At 64.6% G+C, this 15909-nt stretch carries 15 protein-coding genes, 1 pseudogene and 2 riboswitches; of the genes and pseudogenes, 10 read left to right on the forward strand and 6 right to left on the reverse strand.

The genetic code is table 11. From position 1 onward, the window contains the following. Window positions 1-58 precede the first annotated feature (58 nt). Window positions 59-628 carry a GNAT family N-acetyltransferase gene (locus HP546_RS04510; RefSeq protein WP_172220277.1) on the forward strand — a complete coding sequence of 190 codons (570 nt, stop codon included), beginning with the start codon at window positions 59-61 and terminating at the stop codon, window positions 626-628. A gap of 33 nt (window positions 629-661) precedes the next feature. On the opposite strand, the gene HP546_RS04515 is transcribed toward HP546_RS04510, so the two are convergent. Then, complete coding sequence (locus HP546_RS04515) at window positions 662-1408, reverse strand: outer membrane beta-barrel protein (protein WP_172220280.1); 747 nt, start codon at window positions 1406-1408, stop codon at window positions 662-664. Between the two features lie 162 nt (window positions 1409-1570). Next, a riboswitch (cobalamin riboswitch) is annotated at window positions 1571-1779 on the forward strand. 108 nt (window positions 1780-1887) lie between these two features. On the opposite strand from HP546_RS04515, the gene HP546_RS04520 reads away from it, so the two are divergent. From HP546_RS04520 to HP546_RS04550, 7 genes are all read left to right on the forward strand, one after another. Beyond that, a complete protein-coding gene (locus tag HP546_RS04520; protein ID WP_172220283.1) occupies window positions 1888-4014 on the forward strand; it encodes a TonB-dependent siderophore receptor in 2127 nt (708 codons plus the stop codon). Window positions 4015-4192: 178 nt separating this feature from the next. Beyond that, on the forward strand, window positions 4193-5359 hold the full coding sequence (locus HP546_RS04525; RefSeq protein WP_172220286.1) for a DUF1624 domain-containing protein: 1167 nt from the start codon (window positions 4193-4195) through the stop codon (window positions 5357-5359). A gap of 27 nt (window positions 5360-5386) precedes the next feature. Further along, a riboswitch (cobalamin riboswitch) is annotated at window positions 5387-5585 on the forward strand. 110 nt (window positions 5586-5695) lie between these two features. Continuing rightward, a complete protein-coding gene (locus tag HP546_RS04530; protein ID WP_172220289.1) occupies window positions 5696-6706 on the forward strand; it encodes an ABC transporter substrate-binding protein in 1011 nt (336 codons plus the stop codon). Further along, window positions 6706-7722 carry an iron ABC transporter permease gene (locus HP546_RS04535; protein ID WP_172220292.1) on the forward strand — a complete coding sequence of 339 codons (1017 nt, stop codon included), beginning with the start codon at window positions 6706-6708 and terminating at the stop codon, window positions 7720-7722. The genes HP546_RS04530 and HP546_RS04535 overlap by 1 nt, the downstream gene beginning before the upstream one ends. Then, window positions 7719-8507, forward strand: coding sequence for an ABC transporter ATP-binding protein (locus tag HP546_RS04540; RefSeq protein ID WP_172220295.1), 789 nt, complete (start codon window positions 7719-7721; stop codon window positions 8505-8507). The genes HP546_RS04535 and HP546_RS04540 overlap by 4 nt, the downstream gene beginning before the upstream one ends. Before the next feature lie 17 nt (window positions 8508-8524). Then, the gene (locus tag HP546_RS04545; RefSeq protein WP_172220298.1) at window positions 8525-8959 is read left to right on the forward strand and encodes a pseudoazurin; all 435 of its coding nucleotides are present in this window, start codon (window positions 8525-8527) and stop codon (window positions 8957-8959) included. Next, the gene (locus HP546_RS04550; protein ID WP_172220301.1) at window positions 8956-10293 is read left to right on the forward strand and encodes an OprD family porin; all 1338 of its coding nucleotides are present in this window, start codon (window positions 8956-8958) and stop codon (window positions 10291-10293) included. The genes HP546_RS04545 and HP546_RS04550 overlap by 4 nt, the downstream gene beginning before the upstream one ends. Window positions 10294-10461: 168 nt before the next feature. Here the strand turns inward: HP546_RS04550 and HP546_RS04555 are convergent, their stop codons facing one another. Continuing rightward, complete coding sequence (locus HP546_RS04555; protein ID WP_172220334.1) at window positions 10462-10959, reverse strand: GNAT family N-acetyltransferase; 498 nt, start codon at window positions 10957-10959, stop codon at window positions 10462-10464. A 131-nt stretch (window positions 10960-11090) separates the two neighbouring features. Here HP546_RS04555 and HP546_RS04560 point away from each other — a divergent pair, with 131 nt between their 5' ends. Together HP546_RS04560 and HP546_RS04565 are read left to right on the forward strand one after the other, a co-directional pair. After that, entirely contained in the window at window positions 11091-11570 is a 480-nt protein-coding gene (locus HP546_RS04560) for a hypothetical protein (protein WP_172220304.1), read from the forward strand. 43 nt (window positions 11571-11613) lie between these two features. Further along, entirely contained in the window at window positions 11614-13182 is a 1569-nt protein-coding gene (locus tag HP546_RS04565) for a sensor domain-containing diguanylate cyclase (RefSeq protein WP_172220322.1), read from the forward strand. A 260-nt stretch (window positions 13183-13442) separates the two neighbouring features. On the opposite strand, the gene HP546_RS04570 is transcribed toward HP546_RS04565, so the two are convergent. From HP546_RS04570 to HP546_RS04585, 4 genes and pseudogenes are all read right to left on the reverse strand, one after another. Next, entirely contained in the window at window positions 13443-13937 is a 495-nt protein-coding gene (locus tag HP546_RS04570) for an isochorismatase family cysteine hydrolase (protein WP_172220325.1), read from the reverse strand. Between the two features lie 69 nt (window positions 13938-14006). Next, window positions 14007-15239 carry a type II toxin-antitoxin system HipA family toxin gene (locus tag HP546_RS04575; protein WP_172220328.1) on the reverse strand — a complete coding sequence of 411 codons (1233 nt, stop codon included), beginning with the start codon at window positions 15237-15239 and terminating at the stop codon, window positions 14007-14009. Further along, a complete protein-coding gene (locus HP546_RS04580; protein WP_172220331.1) occupies window positions 15223-15477 on the reverse strand; it encodes a helix-turn-helix domain-containing protein in 255 nt (84 codons plus the stop codon). The genes HP546_RS04575 and HP546_RS04580 overlap by 17 nt, the downstream gene beginning before the upstream one ends. A 228-nt stretch (window positions 15478-15705) precedes the next feature. Beyond that, window positions 15706-15909: pseudogene (locus HP546_RS04585) on the reverse strand (calcium-binding protein); the annotation flags it as partial.

Consider the following 15909-nt stretch of genomic DNA (forward strand, 5'->3'; position numbering starts at 1 on the left):
CTTGCGCGACGGCGCCGCGCCGCCCAGACTGGGCGGCCCAGCCCGCGCAGGAACCCGCATGATCCACATTCGCCCCATGACGCCGGAAGACTTCGAACGTTTCTGGCCGACCTTCCAGGCCACCGTCCAGGCCCGCGAAACTTACGCATTCGACCCCGCCCTGAACGCCGAACAGGCCCGCCAATTGTGGCTGGAGCTGCCATTACACACGCTGCTGGCAGAGGAGGATGGCGAGCTGCTGGGTTCGTATTACCTCAAGGCCAACGCGGCCGGCCCTGGCGCGCACGTGGGCAATTGCGGCTACATGGTCTGCGAGAGCGCCCGCGGCCGGGGCGTGGCACGCCTGATGTGCGAACATTCGCAGAAGCTGGCACGCCAGGAAGGCTTTCTGGCCCTGCAGTTCAACTCGGTGGTGGCCAGCAACGAGGTGGCGGTGGCGTTGTGGCACAAGCTGGGCTTCGAAACGGTTGGCCGGCTGCCCAAGGCCTATCGCCATGCCCGCCTGGGGCTGGTGGACTGCCTGGTGATGTACAAGTGGCTGGCCGATGAGCCGGTGACAGAGAAACCGCCGCTGCTGATCGGGCGCAAGAACATCGAAGCACGCGTGTCGCGGCGGCGCGGTCGGTAAAGGCCCTGCAGGTGCGTTTGCAGGGCCGCCGGATCAGAAGGCCAGGCCTATCTTGAAGCCGTACTCGTCGCGCTTGAGCTCGGTGTTGTCGGCCAACAGCGTCTCGTCGTCGAGCCGGTATTCGGTGCGGGTGTAGTACACGCCCGCCTGGATCGGCAGGTTGCCTTGCTGGTTCATCAGCAGGGTCACCTCGGCATAAGGGTTGGTGCGGTCTTTCATGTCCGCACTGTCACTGCCAAAGTCTTCCACCTTCAGTTTTACCCGGCCATCGAGGGTTCGCCGTACACCGGCTTCCACGCGCAAGGTGGCCGCATCGAACTGGTGGTTGTAACCCAACGCCGCCTTGGCGAACGGCGCCTTGTAGGTGAGTTCGCTTTCGATCCTGCGGTGCTCGGTTTCAAACCGTGACCACATGTAGCCGCCGCCCACGATCACATCGACGAAGTTGCGCGCATCCACCGCCGCACGCCAGCCCAGGTCCAGCCCTGCCTGCCCCTCCTTGAGTTTGTTGTCGTGCTTCTCGGCATACTTGCCTTCGGCACCCAGCTGGTAAATGAAACCGGACTCTGCGGTCATCTTGTTGCCAAAGCCGGCAAAGATGCCGCCTTCGTCAACGTGTTCGGTCTGGGTTTCACTGCCGCCCTGAAACTTGAATTCGTCGTAGGCGCCGAGAATGCCGACGGTGAACAGAGGGTCGGTGCTGGGTGCGGCATGGGCTGCCAACGGGGTGCCCATCAGGGCAAGGATGCAGGTGTGGCGGAGCAGGTTATGAGTAGGCATGCATCTATGTCTCCATGACATGTAAACGGGTAGCTAGCCCACATTCCGAAACGCCCGGCGGCGCGATAGTTCGAAAAAGCTTCAGCAAATATTCAGGAATTTGCCGTTCATCACGCGATTGCCTGTCAGCCCGATGGTTGACGACCGTGCTGTGCAGTGGTCATATGCGCGCCAGTTTCAGGTGCCCTGCGCCGCCGCGCGCAAGGTGAAACGGGAAGCCGGTGCATCGTGTTGCCCACGACAAGTCCGGCGCTGCCCCCGCAACGGTAAGCGAGCGAACCCTTCGAGATACCACTGTGCTCAGGCATGGGAAGGTGAAGGTTTCATGCCCCTCGCAAGCCCGGAGACCGGCCTGAAGCCTTGTTTGGCAACCCGCGGTGGGCGGGCGCAGGCCGGAATCCGTGCGCGCGCTCGCCTGCACGGCAAGCCTTTGCGTGTTTTCCACCGGGATGCATTCATTCCTGCAGCAGTGGAACGACATGTCCCGTATCTTCAAGCTTCACCCCCTGGCGGCCTGCCTGGCCGTCGCCCTGCCGGCCCAGGCCGATGACTTCGACCCAAAGCCTCTGGCCCTGCCGTCAACGGCCATCACCGACACGTTCGACAACCGCATCCTCGACCTCGCCACCCCGACGACGGCCGGGTCGCGCCTGGGCCTCAGTGCCCTGGAAACACCCGCCAGCACCAGCAGCATCAGCGCCGAGCAGATCCAGCAGCGCAACAACCTCAGCGTGCAGGATGCGGTAACCCGTTCACCGGGCATTACCTACATCGGCTCGCCAGGCGATGGCGGGACGGGGCTTGCAGCTCGCGGCTTCACCGGGCACGGCTCGGTGATGACGCTGTTCGACGGCGCGCGCATGTATGCCGGCGCGGGCACCCAGACATTCCCGGTCGACCCGTGGATGGTGGAGCGCATCGACGTGCTGCGTGGCCCGGCGTCGGTGCTGTATGGCGAGGGTGCAACCGGTGCGGTGGTCAATGTGATCCCGAAAAAGCCCTTCAGCGGCGACATCCGCAATCACCTGCGCCTGGGTTACGGTTCATGGGACCGCCAGCAGCTCGGGCTGGACAGTGGCGGTAGCCTGGACGAACGCCTGAGCTACCGGCTTACGCTGAACCAGCAAGCCGGCAATGGCTGGGTTGACCGCACCCCCTCGCACAGCCTGGCGCTCAGCGCCGCGTTGCGCTTCGACGCCACTGACGACCTCAGCTTCACCCTCGCCCACGAGCGCGGCGATGCCAAGCCTGCCAATTACTACGGCACGCCGCTGATCGACGGCCACTACCGCAGCAGCCTGCGCTACAAGAACTACAACGTGCAGAACGACAAGCAGCACTACGTCGATGAGTGGACCCGCCTGACCACGGACTGGACGCTGAGCGACCAGGTCAGCGCCAGCAACCAGCTGTACTACATGAAAAGCCGCCGCCACTGGCGCAATGCCGAGGCGTACAGCTGGGACGCCGCGCGCCAGCAGCTGCTACGCGGCAGCTACCTGGAGATCAAGCACAACCAGGAGCAGTTCGGCGACCGTCAGACGTTCGCCTTCGATCACAGCCTGTTCGGGCTGGCCAGCAAGACGGTGGTGGGTGCCGAGTACAACAAGGTCCGTTTCAACATCGACAGCAATGCGCCGTACGACGATGTGGGCGGCGACTACATCGACCCGTGGCAGCCGCAACCGGGCGACTTCCACAGCGCCTCGCCGCTGCGACCGCAATCGCTCGCCACCACCGGCACCTTCGCGCTGTTTGCGGAAAACCGCCTGCAACTCACCGATCGCCTGTCGCTGGTGACCGGCGTGCGCCGTGACCAGAACCATATCGACCGCGACAACCTGGGCAATGACAGCCGCAGCGACCGCAGCCTGCAAGGCGGCAACTGGCGCGCCGGGCTGGTTTTTGCGCTGACGGAGGATCTGTCGTTGTACGGCCAGTATTCCACCAGCGAGGACGGGGTAGACAACCTCATCAGCCTGAGCCCGGCACAGATGCACTACGACCTGACCGAAGCGAAGCAGACCGAAGTGGGCCTTAAGCAGCGCTTTTGGGAGGGGCGCGGCGAATGGACATTGGCGGCCTACCATATCGTCAAGAACAAGCTGCTGGTGGACGACCCGCTCACCCACGACAAGCAGCAGGCCGGCCAGCAGACCTCGGATGGCCTGGAGGCGACCCTGGAGCTGGCGCTGGCGCATCAGTGGCAGGTGTCGGTAAACGCGTCGCTGGTGCGCGCCAGGTATGACGACTTTGACGAGACGGTGGGTGGTGTAGCCCAGGACCGCGCGGGCAACCGGCCGGCAAACGTGCCCCGGCGCACGGCCAACCTGTGGTTGAGCAAAGGCTTTGGCCAGCAGGTCGAGGCCGGCGTGGGTGCGCGCTACGTGGATGAGCGTTATGCCGACACCGCCAATACCCAGAGCGCCCCCGGGTATACCGTGGTCGATGCCAATATCGCCTGGCGGGTGTTGCCGGATGTGCGTTTGGGCTTGCAGGTGAACAACGTGTTTGACAGGGAGTATGTGGTGTCGGCGTTCAGTGGTGAGCAGTGGTTGATGGGGATGCCACGGGCCTGGTTTGCGACGGTGGATTATAGGTTTTGAACTGGGTTGCCTGGGTCGGCTTGTTTGGGGCAGGGCTGGCATAGGGATCGCATCAGGGCTGACAGGCGCTGCATATCTGGTGGCAACCACCAGGCAACACAAAAACCCCTACCCATCAAACCCCAATAAGTTATAAGATAACATTCCATTTGACATCCATTCTTGCCAGCGATCCCCCATGACAAGCGCCAGCGCCACCCCTACCCTGCTTACCCAGCGCCTGCAGAGCATCGACGCCCTGCGCGGCCTGGTGATCCTGTTCATGCTCCTGGACCATGTCCGCGAAACCTTCTTCCTGCACCATCAGGTCGGCGACCCGATGGCCATCGACACCACCGAACCGTCGCTATTCGTCAGCCGCACCCTGGCGCACCTGTGTGCGCCCGTGTTCGTCCTGCTGACCGGCCTGTCAGCCTGGCTGTACGGCGAGAAGTACCAGGGCCGTAGCGATGTCTCGGCGTTTCTGTTCAAGCGCGGGCTGTTCCTGGTGGTGCTGGAGTTCACCCTGGTCAACTTCGCCTGGACCTTCCAACTGCCGCCCAGCGTGATCTACCTGCAAGTGATCTGGGCGATCGGCGTCAGCATGATCGCCCTGTCGCTGCTGGTGTGGCTGCCACGCGCAGCCCTGATCGCCGTGGGCGCGATGATCATCGCCGGCCACAACCTGCTTGATGGCCTGCACTTCGGTGTGGAGTCGGCCCTGCACGTGCCATGGGCGATCCTGCATGACCGCGGCTGGCTGGAGTTCTCCGACAACCTGCGCCTGCGCACCTCCTACCCGGTGCTGCCGTGGATCGGCGTGATCGCCCTGGGTTACGGCCTGGGCCCCTGGTTCGCGCGCGGCAGCGAAGCCGGTCGACGCCAGCAGCGCTTGCGGGTGGCCGGGCTGATCGCACTACTGGGCTTTGTCGTGCTGCGCATGCTCAACGGCTACGGCGAGGCGCCCTGGAATGGTTACCCGACCCTCACGCAAACCCTGATGAGTTTCTTCAACATCACCAAATACCCACCGTCGCTGCTGTTCCTGGCCCTGACCCTGGGCTGTGGCCTGCTGCTGCTGCGCGCCTTCGAGCGTGCCGGGCAGGCGCGCTGGATCAGCGCCCTGGCGGTGTTCGGTGCGGCGCCGATGTTCTTCTACCTGCTGCACCTGTATGTGTTGAAGCTGCTGTACCTGGCCAGCGTGGCGCTGTTCGGTCTCAACCAGGGCGACTACTTCGGCTTTGACGGCATCGCCGCGGTATGGCTGGCCGCGGTATTGCTGGCGGTTTCGCTGTACCTGCCGGTGCGCGGGTTCGCCCGCCTGAAGGCGCGGCGGCGCGACATCACCTGGCTGAAGTACTTCTGAAAAGCGTTTTAACCGGCGGCGTGATGGTCTACCATGCGGGCCGCCGGTTTCCACCACGGAAATAATAGGGAATCCCAGGCCTGCCAACACGGGCCAAACGGAACTGCCCCCGCAACTGTAGATGCCGAGCCTGCTCCATCGATGCCACTGGGTGACCGACCCGGGAAGGCCGGAGCCGGGCCATGACGCATCAGTCAGGAGACCTGCCGGCCTGCATTCACCAACCGGCGGGGTGTCCGGGATTGGCTATCAGTGTTGCCCCTGCCGCCAGCGGGGGCTCGGCGATGCCTGTCCGTGCGTTCCTCACCAGAACTGTCCGATAGGAGATCGCCCCGCATGCTGCCCCGCATCGCCACCCTGCTCGCCGGCCTTGGTTTTACCGGCCTGGCCCAGGCCGCCGCCACTCACTACCCGCTGACTGTCGATAACTGCGGCCAGCCGCAGACCTTCGCCCAGGCACCGGAACGCGCCGTCACCATCGGCCAGGCCGGCACCGAAATGCTCTACGCACTGGGGCTTGGTGACAAACTGGCGGGTACCTCGCTGTGGTTCAACAACGTGCTGCCCGAATACCAGGCACAGAACGACAAAGTGCCGCGCCTGGCCGACAACGACCCCAGCTTTGAGGCGGTAGCAGGCAAGCGCCCGCAACTGGTGGCGGTGCAGTTCGAATGGATGGTCGGCGCCCAGGGCGTGGTCGGCACCCGTGAACAGTTCGACGAACTGAACATCCCCACCTACCTGCTGCCCTCGGACTGCGAAGGCAAGGACAACCTGGTGGGCGCAGACGGCACTCGCCTGCAGGCGTTCCAGGTCGACAGCATCTACAAGAGCGTCAGCCAGCTGGCCGAGATCTTCGACGTGCAGGACCGCGGCACCGCGCTGAACACCGAACTGAAAGGCCGCCTGGACAGCGCCAGGGCGCAATTGGCCGGCAAGGACCTGTCGGCGACCTCGGCGCTGTTCTGGTTCTCCAGCGCCGACCTGGACATCGACCCCTACGTGGCAGGCCGCCAAGGGGTCGCCGACTTCATGCTGCGCAGCCTCGGCGTGCGCAACGTGGTCGAGTCCAGTGAGGAATGGCCAACCGTGGGCTGGGAAACACTGGCCAAGGCCAACCCGACCTGGCTGATCATCGCGCGCATGGACCGTCGCCGCTTCCCCGCCGATGACTACCAGAAGAAGCTTGAATTCCTGCGCAGCGACCCGGTTACCCGCAACATGGACGCGGTCAGGCACGACCGCATCATCATCCTCGATGCCGACGCCATGCAGGCGGGTATCCGCCTGTTCCGCGGTGTGCAGACGTTGGCCAGTGCCTTCGCCAGCGGTAAAGCAGCGCCGTGATGAGCCGCCTGCTACCCAGCCTCGCAGTTGCCCTGGCAGCCCTGCTGGCGGCGCTGCTGGCCGGCACCGTAATCGGCGAAACCAGCCTGTCGCCGAGCGTGGTCGGCCAGGTCCTGGCCAACCATTTGTGGCAGGCCGGCTACCCGGTCGACCCGATCGACGCCGGCATCGTCTGGAACTACCGCCTGACCCGCACCCTGGTCGCCGCAGCCTGCGGTGCCGGCCTGGCCACCTGCGGGGTGATCCTGCAGGCGCTGTTGCGCAACCCGCTGGCCGAACCGTACCTGCTCGGGCTGTCGGCCGGCGCCTCGACTGGCGCGGTGCTGGTCGGCCTGCTGGGGCTAGGCAGCCTGGCACTGAGCATGTCTGCCGGCGCCTTCATCGGCGCCGTGGCGGCATTCGCCCTGGTGCTGGTGCTGGCCCGCGCGGCCGGGCCCAGCAGCAACAACGCGCAGGTGATACTCGCCGGTATCGCCGGCTCGCAACTGTTCAACGCCCTGACAGCGTTCCTGATCACCAAGTCGGCCACTGCCGAGCAGGCGCGCGGCATCCTGTTCTGGCTGCTGGGCAACCTCAGTGGTGTGCGCTGGCCCTCGGTGTGGCTGGCGGTGCCGGTGGCGCTGTGCGGTTTGCTGGTGTGCCTGTGGCATCGCCGCGCGCTGGATGCCTTCACTTTTGGCGTCGATTCGGCTGCGTCGCTGGGCATCCCGGTGCGCCGTACCCAGTTGCTGCTGATCAGCTGCGCGGCGCTGGTGACGGCGGTGATGGTGTCCATCGTCGGCGCCATCGGCTTTGTCGGCCTGGTAATCCCGCATGCCCTGCGGCTGATCCTCGGCCCCGGCCACAGCCGTCTGCTGCCGGCCAGCGCCCTGGGCGGCGCGCTGTTCCTGATTGCCGCCGACATCCTTTCGCGCACGCTGATCAGCGGCCAGGTAATCCCGGTTGGTGTTGTCACCGCACTGATCGGCGCACCGGTCTTCGCCTTGATTCTGGTCAGCCGTCGAGGGCGCCCATGACAGTCATGACCGCGCTACAGCTCGCTCCCTTGAGCTGCCAGGGCCTGGGGCTGCAACTGGCCGGCAGAACCGTGCTCGAGGCTATCGACCTCGATGTGGTGAGTGGCGAAACCCTGGGCATCGTCGGCCCCAACGGCTCCGGCAAATCCTCGCTGCTGAAGTTGCTGGCGGGGCTGCGCAAACCGGCCAGCGGCAGCGTGCAGCTACTGGGCGAACCCCTGGCGCGGTTGCCGCGCCGTCGTGTTGCTCAGGCCCTGGCACTGGTCGAGCAGCAGGCCGACACCCTCGATGCGATCAGCGTATTCGACGCCGTGGCCCTTGGCCGTACACCCTGGCTGTCGGCACTGGCACCGTTTGCCTCGCACGACCGCGCCATCGTCGAGCAAGCCTTGGCCGACCTCGATGCCCTGCACCTGCGCACACGCCTGTGGGGCTCGCTGTCCGGTGGCGAGCGCCAGCGCGTGCACATCGCCCGCGCCCTGGCGCAGCGGCCGCAGGTGTTGCTGCTGGACGAGCCGACCAACCACCTGGATATCCAGCACCAGCTGAGCCTGCTGCAACAGGTGCAGGCGCTGCCGGTAACCACCCTGGTGGCCCTGCACGACCTCAACCAGGCGCTCACCTGCGACCGCATCGCGGTACTCGACCAAGGCCGCCTGGTCGCCCTCGGCAAACCGTTCGAGGTACTCACCCCCGAACGCCTGCTGAGCACCTTTGGCGTCCATGCCCGCTACCTCACCGACCCTTTCGACGGCGCGCGCATCCTGCGTTTCCGCGCCCCCTGAACCAGGAAGTTCTGCCCATGCTGTTGCGCCCTGTCGCCCTGCTGCTCGCCAGCGCCCTGCTTGCCCCGGCCGCGCTGGCCGAGGTGCATGAAGTGAAAATGCTCAACCGTGGCAGCGAGGGGGCAATGGTCTATGAGCCGGACCACCTGCACATCGCCCCCGGCGACAGCGTGCGCTTCCTGCCCACCCAGAGCGGCCACAACGCAGCCAGCGTCGCAGGGTTGCTGCCCGCCGGCGCCGAACCGTTCAAGAGCAAGCTGAACCAGCCGTTCGAGCAGACGTTCAGCGTGCCCGGGGTGTACGGCATCCAGTGCATTGCGCACCTGGCGATGGGCATGGTGATGCTGATCCAGGTGGGTGACGCGCCGGCTGCAGAACTGCCCGCCAGCTTGCCGGCACGGGCCAAAACGCGCTTTGCAGCACAACTGCAAAAGCTTGGGGCCGGGCAATGACCCGACTGCTGCTGGCCCTACCGCTGCTGGGCCTTGCCCCCTTCGCCCAGGCCGAATCCGCCCAGTCGCAAAGCAATGGTTTTGTCGAGGATGGCAGCTGGAATATCCTCAACCGCAGCGTGTTCGACCAGCGCGACTTCAAGCATGGCGGGCGCAACAGCGCTGCGCGCAATGCCTACAAGCCACGTAGCGAGCGCAACGGCAAGGCCGAGGAATGGGCCTATGGCTTGATGGGCAGCGTGCAGTCCGGCTTCACCCAAGGGCTGATCGGTGTCGGCGTGGATGCCCATGCCTATCTGGGCGTGCAGCTCGACAGCGGCGGCGGCCGCGCGGGCAAGGCGCGCCTGCTGGGGGTGGACAACGCTGGCCACCCAAAAAACCAGTACAGCCGCGCAGGGGCTGCGCTGAAGCTGCGCCTGTCCAATACCGTGCTGTCTTATGGTGAGCAACGGATCAAGACCCCGGTGTTCAGCTCGTCCGACAGCCGCCTGCTGCCCGAGACCGCCACCGGCTTCTTCCTCACCAGCAACGAGTTCGACACCCTCAAGCTGGTGGCCGGGCATTTCAACGAAAGTACCGACCGCAATGCGTCCAGCCACGACCAAGGCTTTGTGGTGAACTATTCCAACGGCCGCCAGGGCAACAGCTTCGACCTGGCGGGCGTAGTCTGGAACCCCGCCCCCGCCTTCAGCGGCAGCCTCTACAGCTCACGCTACGAGGACAGCTGGAACCAGCACTACCTGGGCAGCACGCTCAGCCATGCCCTGGATGATCGCCGCAGTATCAGCCTGGACCTCAACCTGTACCGCACCACCGACACCGGCAAGGCGCTGTCAGGGCGTATCGACAACACCACCTGGAGCCTGGTCTCGCGCTACAACCAAGGGCCGCACGGTTTCAGCCTGGGCTGGCAGCAGGTGGACGGCAATACGCCTTTCGATTACGTGACCCGAGGGGCGATCTTCATTGCCAACGCGGTGCAGATGTCGGACTTCAACGCGCCGAACGAAAAGTCGTGGCAGGCCCGCTATGACCTGAATATGGGCGCCTACGGCGTGCCGGGGCTGAACCTGACGGCGTTGTACGTGCGCGGGTTCGATATCGATGGCAGCCACGTCGACCCTGCGGGCGGTTATGCGTACCTGGGCTACGGCAAGGGTGGCAAGCATTGGGAGCGGGACCTGGAGGCGCGCTATGTGGTGCAGAGTGGCAAAGCCAAGGGCACCACGTTTTCGCTGAGGCATAACGTGCACCGGGGCAATACGGCGCAGGCAGAGCTGGATGGGGACCAGATACGCTTGGCGGTGGAATGGCCGTTGTCGGGGGCGTTCTGACACCCCCGCGTTGCTTGAGTCGGGGCTGATGCGCTGATCCGTGTATTGGCTGGACCGGCCCTTTCGCGGGTAAACCCGCTCCTACAGGGTCCCTGCTAAATCAGTCAGCTATGTGCAGTTCCAGGAGCGGTTTAGCCGCGAAGAGGCCAGCGCGGCGCTTTGTCATTGTCAGCCCAGGCGCAACTGCATGTGGGTGGTCTGCCAGACCGGGTCCTGCTCCACATCCACCACCGCGAACCCTTGCCGCTGCCAGAACGCGATCGCCCCCGGCAGGAACGGGTGGGTATGCAGGTACAGGCAGTCGACACCCGCCTGCTCCGCTCGCTCGCGCAATGCCGCAAACAACGCCGCGGCCAGGCCATGCCGACGGTAGGCCGGCGAGACGAACAGGCGCACCACCTCGACCACCCGCCGGGCGTGGTAATCGAGCTGGGCAAAGCGGTGGTCATAAGGCAGATAGCCGATCACCGCCACCAGCTGCCCGTCATCACGGGCCTCCAGAAAGCAGCCCGCGCCGTCCAGGTAGGTCTCGGCGAACTGCGCCAGGTCACGCGGCAACGGTGCATTGGCCAGCATCGGGAACAGCTCGCGGCGGGCGCTGTCGACAAACGCCACGACTTCGGCAATGGCGTCGCGCGCCACAGGTTGCAGGGTGCAGTTCGGCATGTGGCTCATGGCAGTGGTCGAAAGGCCAGAGTTCTACCCCAGTGTGCCGCGCAAGGCAAATCACAGGGCTCGTCGTGGCCCGCTGGACATCGGTATAATCGGCAGTCTTCACTGCCCGACCAGGCCACCTCATGCCTCGCTTCCAGACGTTGCTGTTGCCCCTGCTGCTGACTGCCGCCCTTGCCGCCTGCGACCAGAAACCCTCTCGTGAACAACAGATCCTTGCCCAGTTGCCGCTGCAGGATGCCTACACGCACAACATCGAACGCATGGCCGTGCTCCTGCGCCGCACCCACCCCCAGTTGCCGCAAGCGACCATCGAGCAAGTGCTGCGCAAGCACCTGACCGTCGAGGACCAGCGCCAGGACCTGTTCCGGCTGTACAGCGAAAAGAACTTCAGCGACGCCGAGTTCGCCACCATCGTGGCCGCCACCCAGGACCCGGCCAAGGCCCGCGCCCTGGAGGACACCGAAGCCGGCAAACGCCTGAGCGAGAAACTCACCGCACTGATGCGCGAAAGCGCCCGCGACGTGAAGGTGCAAGCCCTGGTAGAACAGCGTATGCAGCAGGTGGAAGACGAGCTGAGCGCGCTGCAAAAAGCCGGTTCCTGAGCGCCGCTGCCCACACCACCCACCGCATCGACCGAGGTCAGGATTGCCACACGCCAAGCACGGATTGCGCCTGGATCTACGCACACTCATTCTGGTGCTGTGCGCCTTTACCGCCCTGGTCATGCTGTGCGCCAGCTATTTTGCCAGCTACCGGGTGCAGCGCCAGCTGCTGATCGACCACGCCCTTGAAGCCAACCGGGTGTATGCATCAAAGCTGGCAGCCATCACCGAAACCTTCATCGGCAACGCCTTGCAGCAGCTGTCGTTCAGTGCCGGTGTGCAAAGCCGGCAGCTGGGCGACGGCGCAGCCCTGCAAGGGGAAACCGACCGCGTCCTGGGCCAGAGCATGGCCTTCAACTCAACGTTCGTGATCGATACCAACGGCGTGCTGCTGGCGATTTCACCGGCGCCGCTGCGGCACCTGGTCGGTAGCCGTATGCAGTCGCCCGGCGTGCAGGAGGCGCTGCAGGCGCGCAGCCCGCTGGTTTCCACTCCTTACGTGTCGGCGGCCAGCAACCTGGTGGTGGCGCTGTCGCACCCCATGTTCGACAGCAACGGCCGCTACCTCGGGTACGTTGGCGGCAGCTTGTACCTGCGTGAGCGCAACATTCTCAACAGCCTGCTGGGCGAGCACTTCTACAAGGACGGTTCATACCTGTATGTGGTCGACCGTAACCGGCGGCTGTTGTATCACCCCGACAGTCAGCGGGTGGGCTCGGTGGTGCAAGGCAACGCCCTGATCGACCAATTGACCACACTGGGCAGCGGCACCCGGCAACTGACCAACAGCCAGGGCGTGGAAATGCTCGCCGGTTTCGCCAACGTGCCCAGCGCTGGCTGGGGCGTTGTGGCGCAGCAGCCGTTGGCGCAGACAGTAGCGCCACTGAGCCACCTGATACTCAACGTGGTTGGCACCTCGGCCCCCTTCGCGCTGGTGGGCAGCCTGCTGCTGTGGTGGCTGGCGATGACCATTGCCCGGCCACTCTGGCAACTGGCCGCAGGCGCCCGTTCGATGGACCGCGCTGGCACTGCCGAGCGCCTGCACCGAGTGGCGGCCTGGTACTACGAGGCGGCCGAGCTCAAGCGCGCCTTGCTGTTCGGGCTGAACCTGCTGCAGGAGCGCATCGGCCGGCTCAATCGTGACGCCCAGACCGACCCGCTCACCGGCCTGGGCAACCGTCGCGGCCTGGATTTCAGCCTGTCGCTGCTGGAAGCCGAGGGCCGGGCGTTTGCGGTAATCGCGCTGGACATCGACCATTTCAAGCGGGTCAATGACAGCCATGGCCACGAGGTCGGCGACCAGTTGCTGCGGCGTCTGGCAGAACTGATGCGCCGCTGCTGCCGCGAGGGTGACCTACTGTGCCGCACCGGCGGCGAGGAGTTCCTGATGCTGCTGCCGGGGGCGAGCCTGGAGGCGGCGGCAGCGGTCGCCGAACGGCTGCGGGCGACGGTTCAGGCCACGCCGATGCCGCCGGTAGGCGCGGTGACTGTATCGCTGGGCGTGGCACGCTGGAGCGGCGAAACCGGCGAGCCCGGTGATGCCTTGAGTGATGCCGACCGGGCGCTCTACCAGGCCAAGCAGCAGGGGCGCAACCGGGTAACGGTTACTTGATCCCCTGCCGGCGTTGGGCTGCACAGCAGCCCTGGCAGGTTCACCAGGTTTTCCGTGCGCCCGTCGGCGCCGGGCCAGCTCGGTGATCTGTGGCGTGACCTCGACCGTGGCCCTGGCCTGATAGGCCCGGGCGAAGTCCTTGAAGCCGGAGAAGGTCGAAACTGCCAGGTAATGGCCATAGTCCGGGTACGAGACTGGCCCTGTCTCGATCCGTGCCCGCGCGCCCGGTTGAGCATTGGCGTCGCCTGACGGCAAGGTGATTACATGCCTGTGGATGACTCCGCCAGCTCGGCCAGTACCGCTGCCGAGGTGGTGACCTGGCGGAAGTGATGCTGCCACAGCTCGATGCCCAGCTTGCCCGAGCGGTCCAGCGACGAGCCAACCGTCATGTCGGTGACCAAGGTCGGCATCAGCCCCGCATCGAACAGCGCGAAGCCTGCGGCCAGCACGCAGGTTTCGGTCTGCAGCCCACACACCAGCACCCGCTCCACGCCCAGTTGGCGGATGTACTCGATGGCCTCGGCGCTTTGCCCGTAGCCATGCTTGACGAACACCTGGTCGGCCTCGATCAGGCTCTCGTCTTCGGCCGCCGGGTGCCAGCCAAGCTGACGCTCGAACGGGGTGACCTGCTCGTCGTGCAGCTCGACCGAGGCGATGGTGGGAATGTTCGCCGACAACCGTCGCAAGCCATCGACCAACCATTCCGGCGGGCTGAAGGTGGACTGGACATCGACGATGAGCAAAACCTGGCGCATGGGCGGATTCCGGCACGGGCAAAAGCCGCGGAGTATAGCGCGACGCTGATAACGCAGTCGCCCCGTGAACTAGGGCTCGATACTCCTGGCCAACCCCGAGGCCCATGCAGCGGCCATCTTCGCCCCTACCTCATCGAATTGCGGATGGCTGATGCGGTAATCCGAAAGCTCGCCCATCGCACGCTTCATCCCGGTCGCCACTCTGGCGAGCAACTCGTTGCAGCGTGCTTCGGTGAGGTTGCATGCCGTACGCCCGAACTGTACCAGCATCTTGCGCTTGGGCCAGGCTTTCGAACCGCCCAGCAGTAGCCCCATGATGTCGCGGCTGCTGTAAACCGTCGTGGTTACCAGGTCGTACACGGGTGCGAGCCAGATGTCGGCGTCCTCTGCACAGTTTTCGTAAAGCAGGCCAAAATTCTTCAGGTGGGCATCGCCGTTCTGGATGCCGGCGCACAGCGCAACCATCATGAAAAAGTGTTCCAACGCGGCAGGAATCCGAGCGGGCGTGACATACAGCTTTATCAACTGGGCGCAGCCCTGATAACTGCCGTCATACTTCTTGCGCGCTTCCCATCCCGAGAGCACGCACATGTCTTCGAATCCAAGATAGGCGTCGTCACCGATATCGAAGCGTTTCACAACCAGAAATTTGCCGTGCTGGCTGAGCTCGAAATCAGGTACTTCGAGCCCGCAATGCAACGCCGCCCGCATGCAGAAAAACTCGTTGGCGGCCAACTGGGGAAAGTCGGATTCATTGAAGGCTTTCACCAGATGCGTGGCACCTCTATGGGTCAGCCGATCCACATCGGGGGAAGTCTGCTCGATGTCCCGCACCAGGACCTTGGGTTGCACACCGGAGACGCCCGAGTACGCCGCGTAGGTGTCCATGAGTTCAGCAAACAGGCCTTGCGCCCCGTCATGCACCAGCAGGTTGGACAGTTTGATCCCTGGCAGAACATCCTTACCGGGATGCTGGGCAATGCTGATACGCCCAAGCTGATGCGGGCCGACAATCGCCAGCAGCGCGAAGTCGTCAAAGCCGCGCACCGACTTGCCGAACCGCCGGATGAGCTCAGCCTTGAGGTGGCCTTCTGGCAGGTTCATTTCAAACAAGGGGTGGATGCCGTATTCCCACTTGTAACTCTCCAGGCGCGTTGGCATGGTCAAGGAGACGGCCTGGTCTTCGGTAGCCGATGAGTTGTAGGTAAAAACAGTGTCGCGCGGGTTCTCTTCACTGCGCCCCAGGGTCCCGGCAGTCGTACCACCTGCTCCGATATACAAGCGGTCACTCTGCCGGATCATGAATGCCCCCGCCCTTCAACTCGTCGAGTGTACGCCGCCGCCGCTTGGGCATTGCAGTCAGTTCGTAGCCCAGGCCCTCGAGGATCGCGGCAACCTTGCGAATACCGACCTCGGGTATCGAATTGTTTTCGATCCCCGAGATGGTAGCGCGGCTCATGCCGTGACGTAGCGCGAGCTGGGCCTGGGAAAGCCCGGCTGCTTTGCGCAGTTTCTTGATCAGAGCACCAAGGTCGTTCATGTGTCCTGCACTGTATGCGATGCATATCTATATAAACACGATAAATGCATCGTATTTGATTCATAATTAGCTGTACAGGCGTTTCTCCATCCTCTAGCGGTAAGGCGACCAGGAAGTAATTGGGTCGCAACAGGGCTGACAGGTGCCTGCCACAGCATATGCAGCGCCTGTCAGCCCTGATGCGCTTCCGCCCGCGAAGGGCTGCAAAGCAGCCCCCCGCCACCCACCTCACCCCGCCAGGATGAAGTCCGCCACCGTCACCGTGGTCGCATCCGCCACCCCCACCAGGCGAATGGAGTCGGCAGCGCCGATGCTGACCAGCGTATCCGCGCCGACATCGGCGATGGTGACGCTGGCGGCAAAGGTTGCCGCAGTGATATTGAGGCCAGTGATATCCAGCCGGTCCTGGCCGCCCGCCGCAATGGCATCGAA

The organism is Pseudomonas sp. CM25, from assembly GCF_013179705.1.
Taxonomy (GTDB): Bacteria; Pseudomonadota; Gammaproteobacteria; order Pseudomonadales; family Pseudomonadaceae; genus Aquipseudomonas.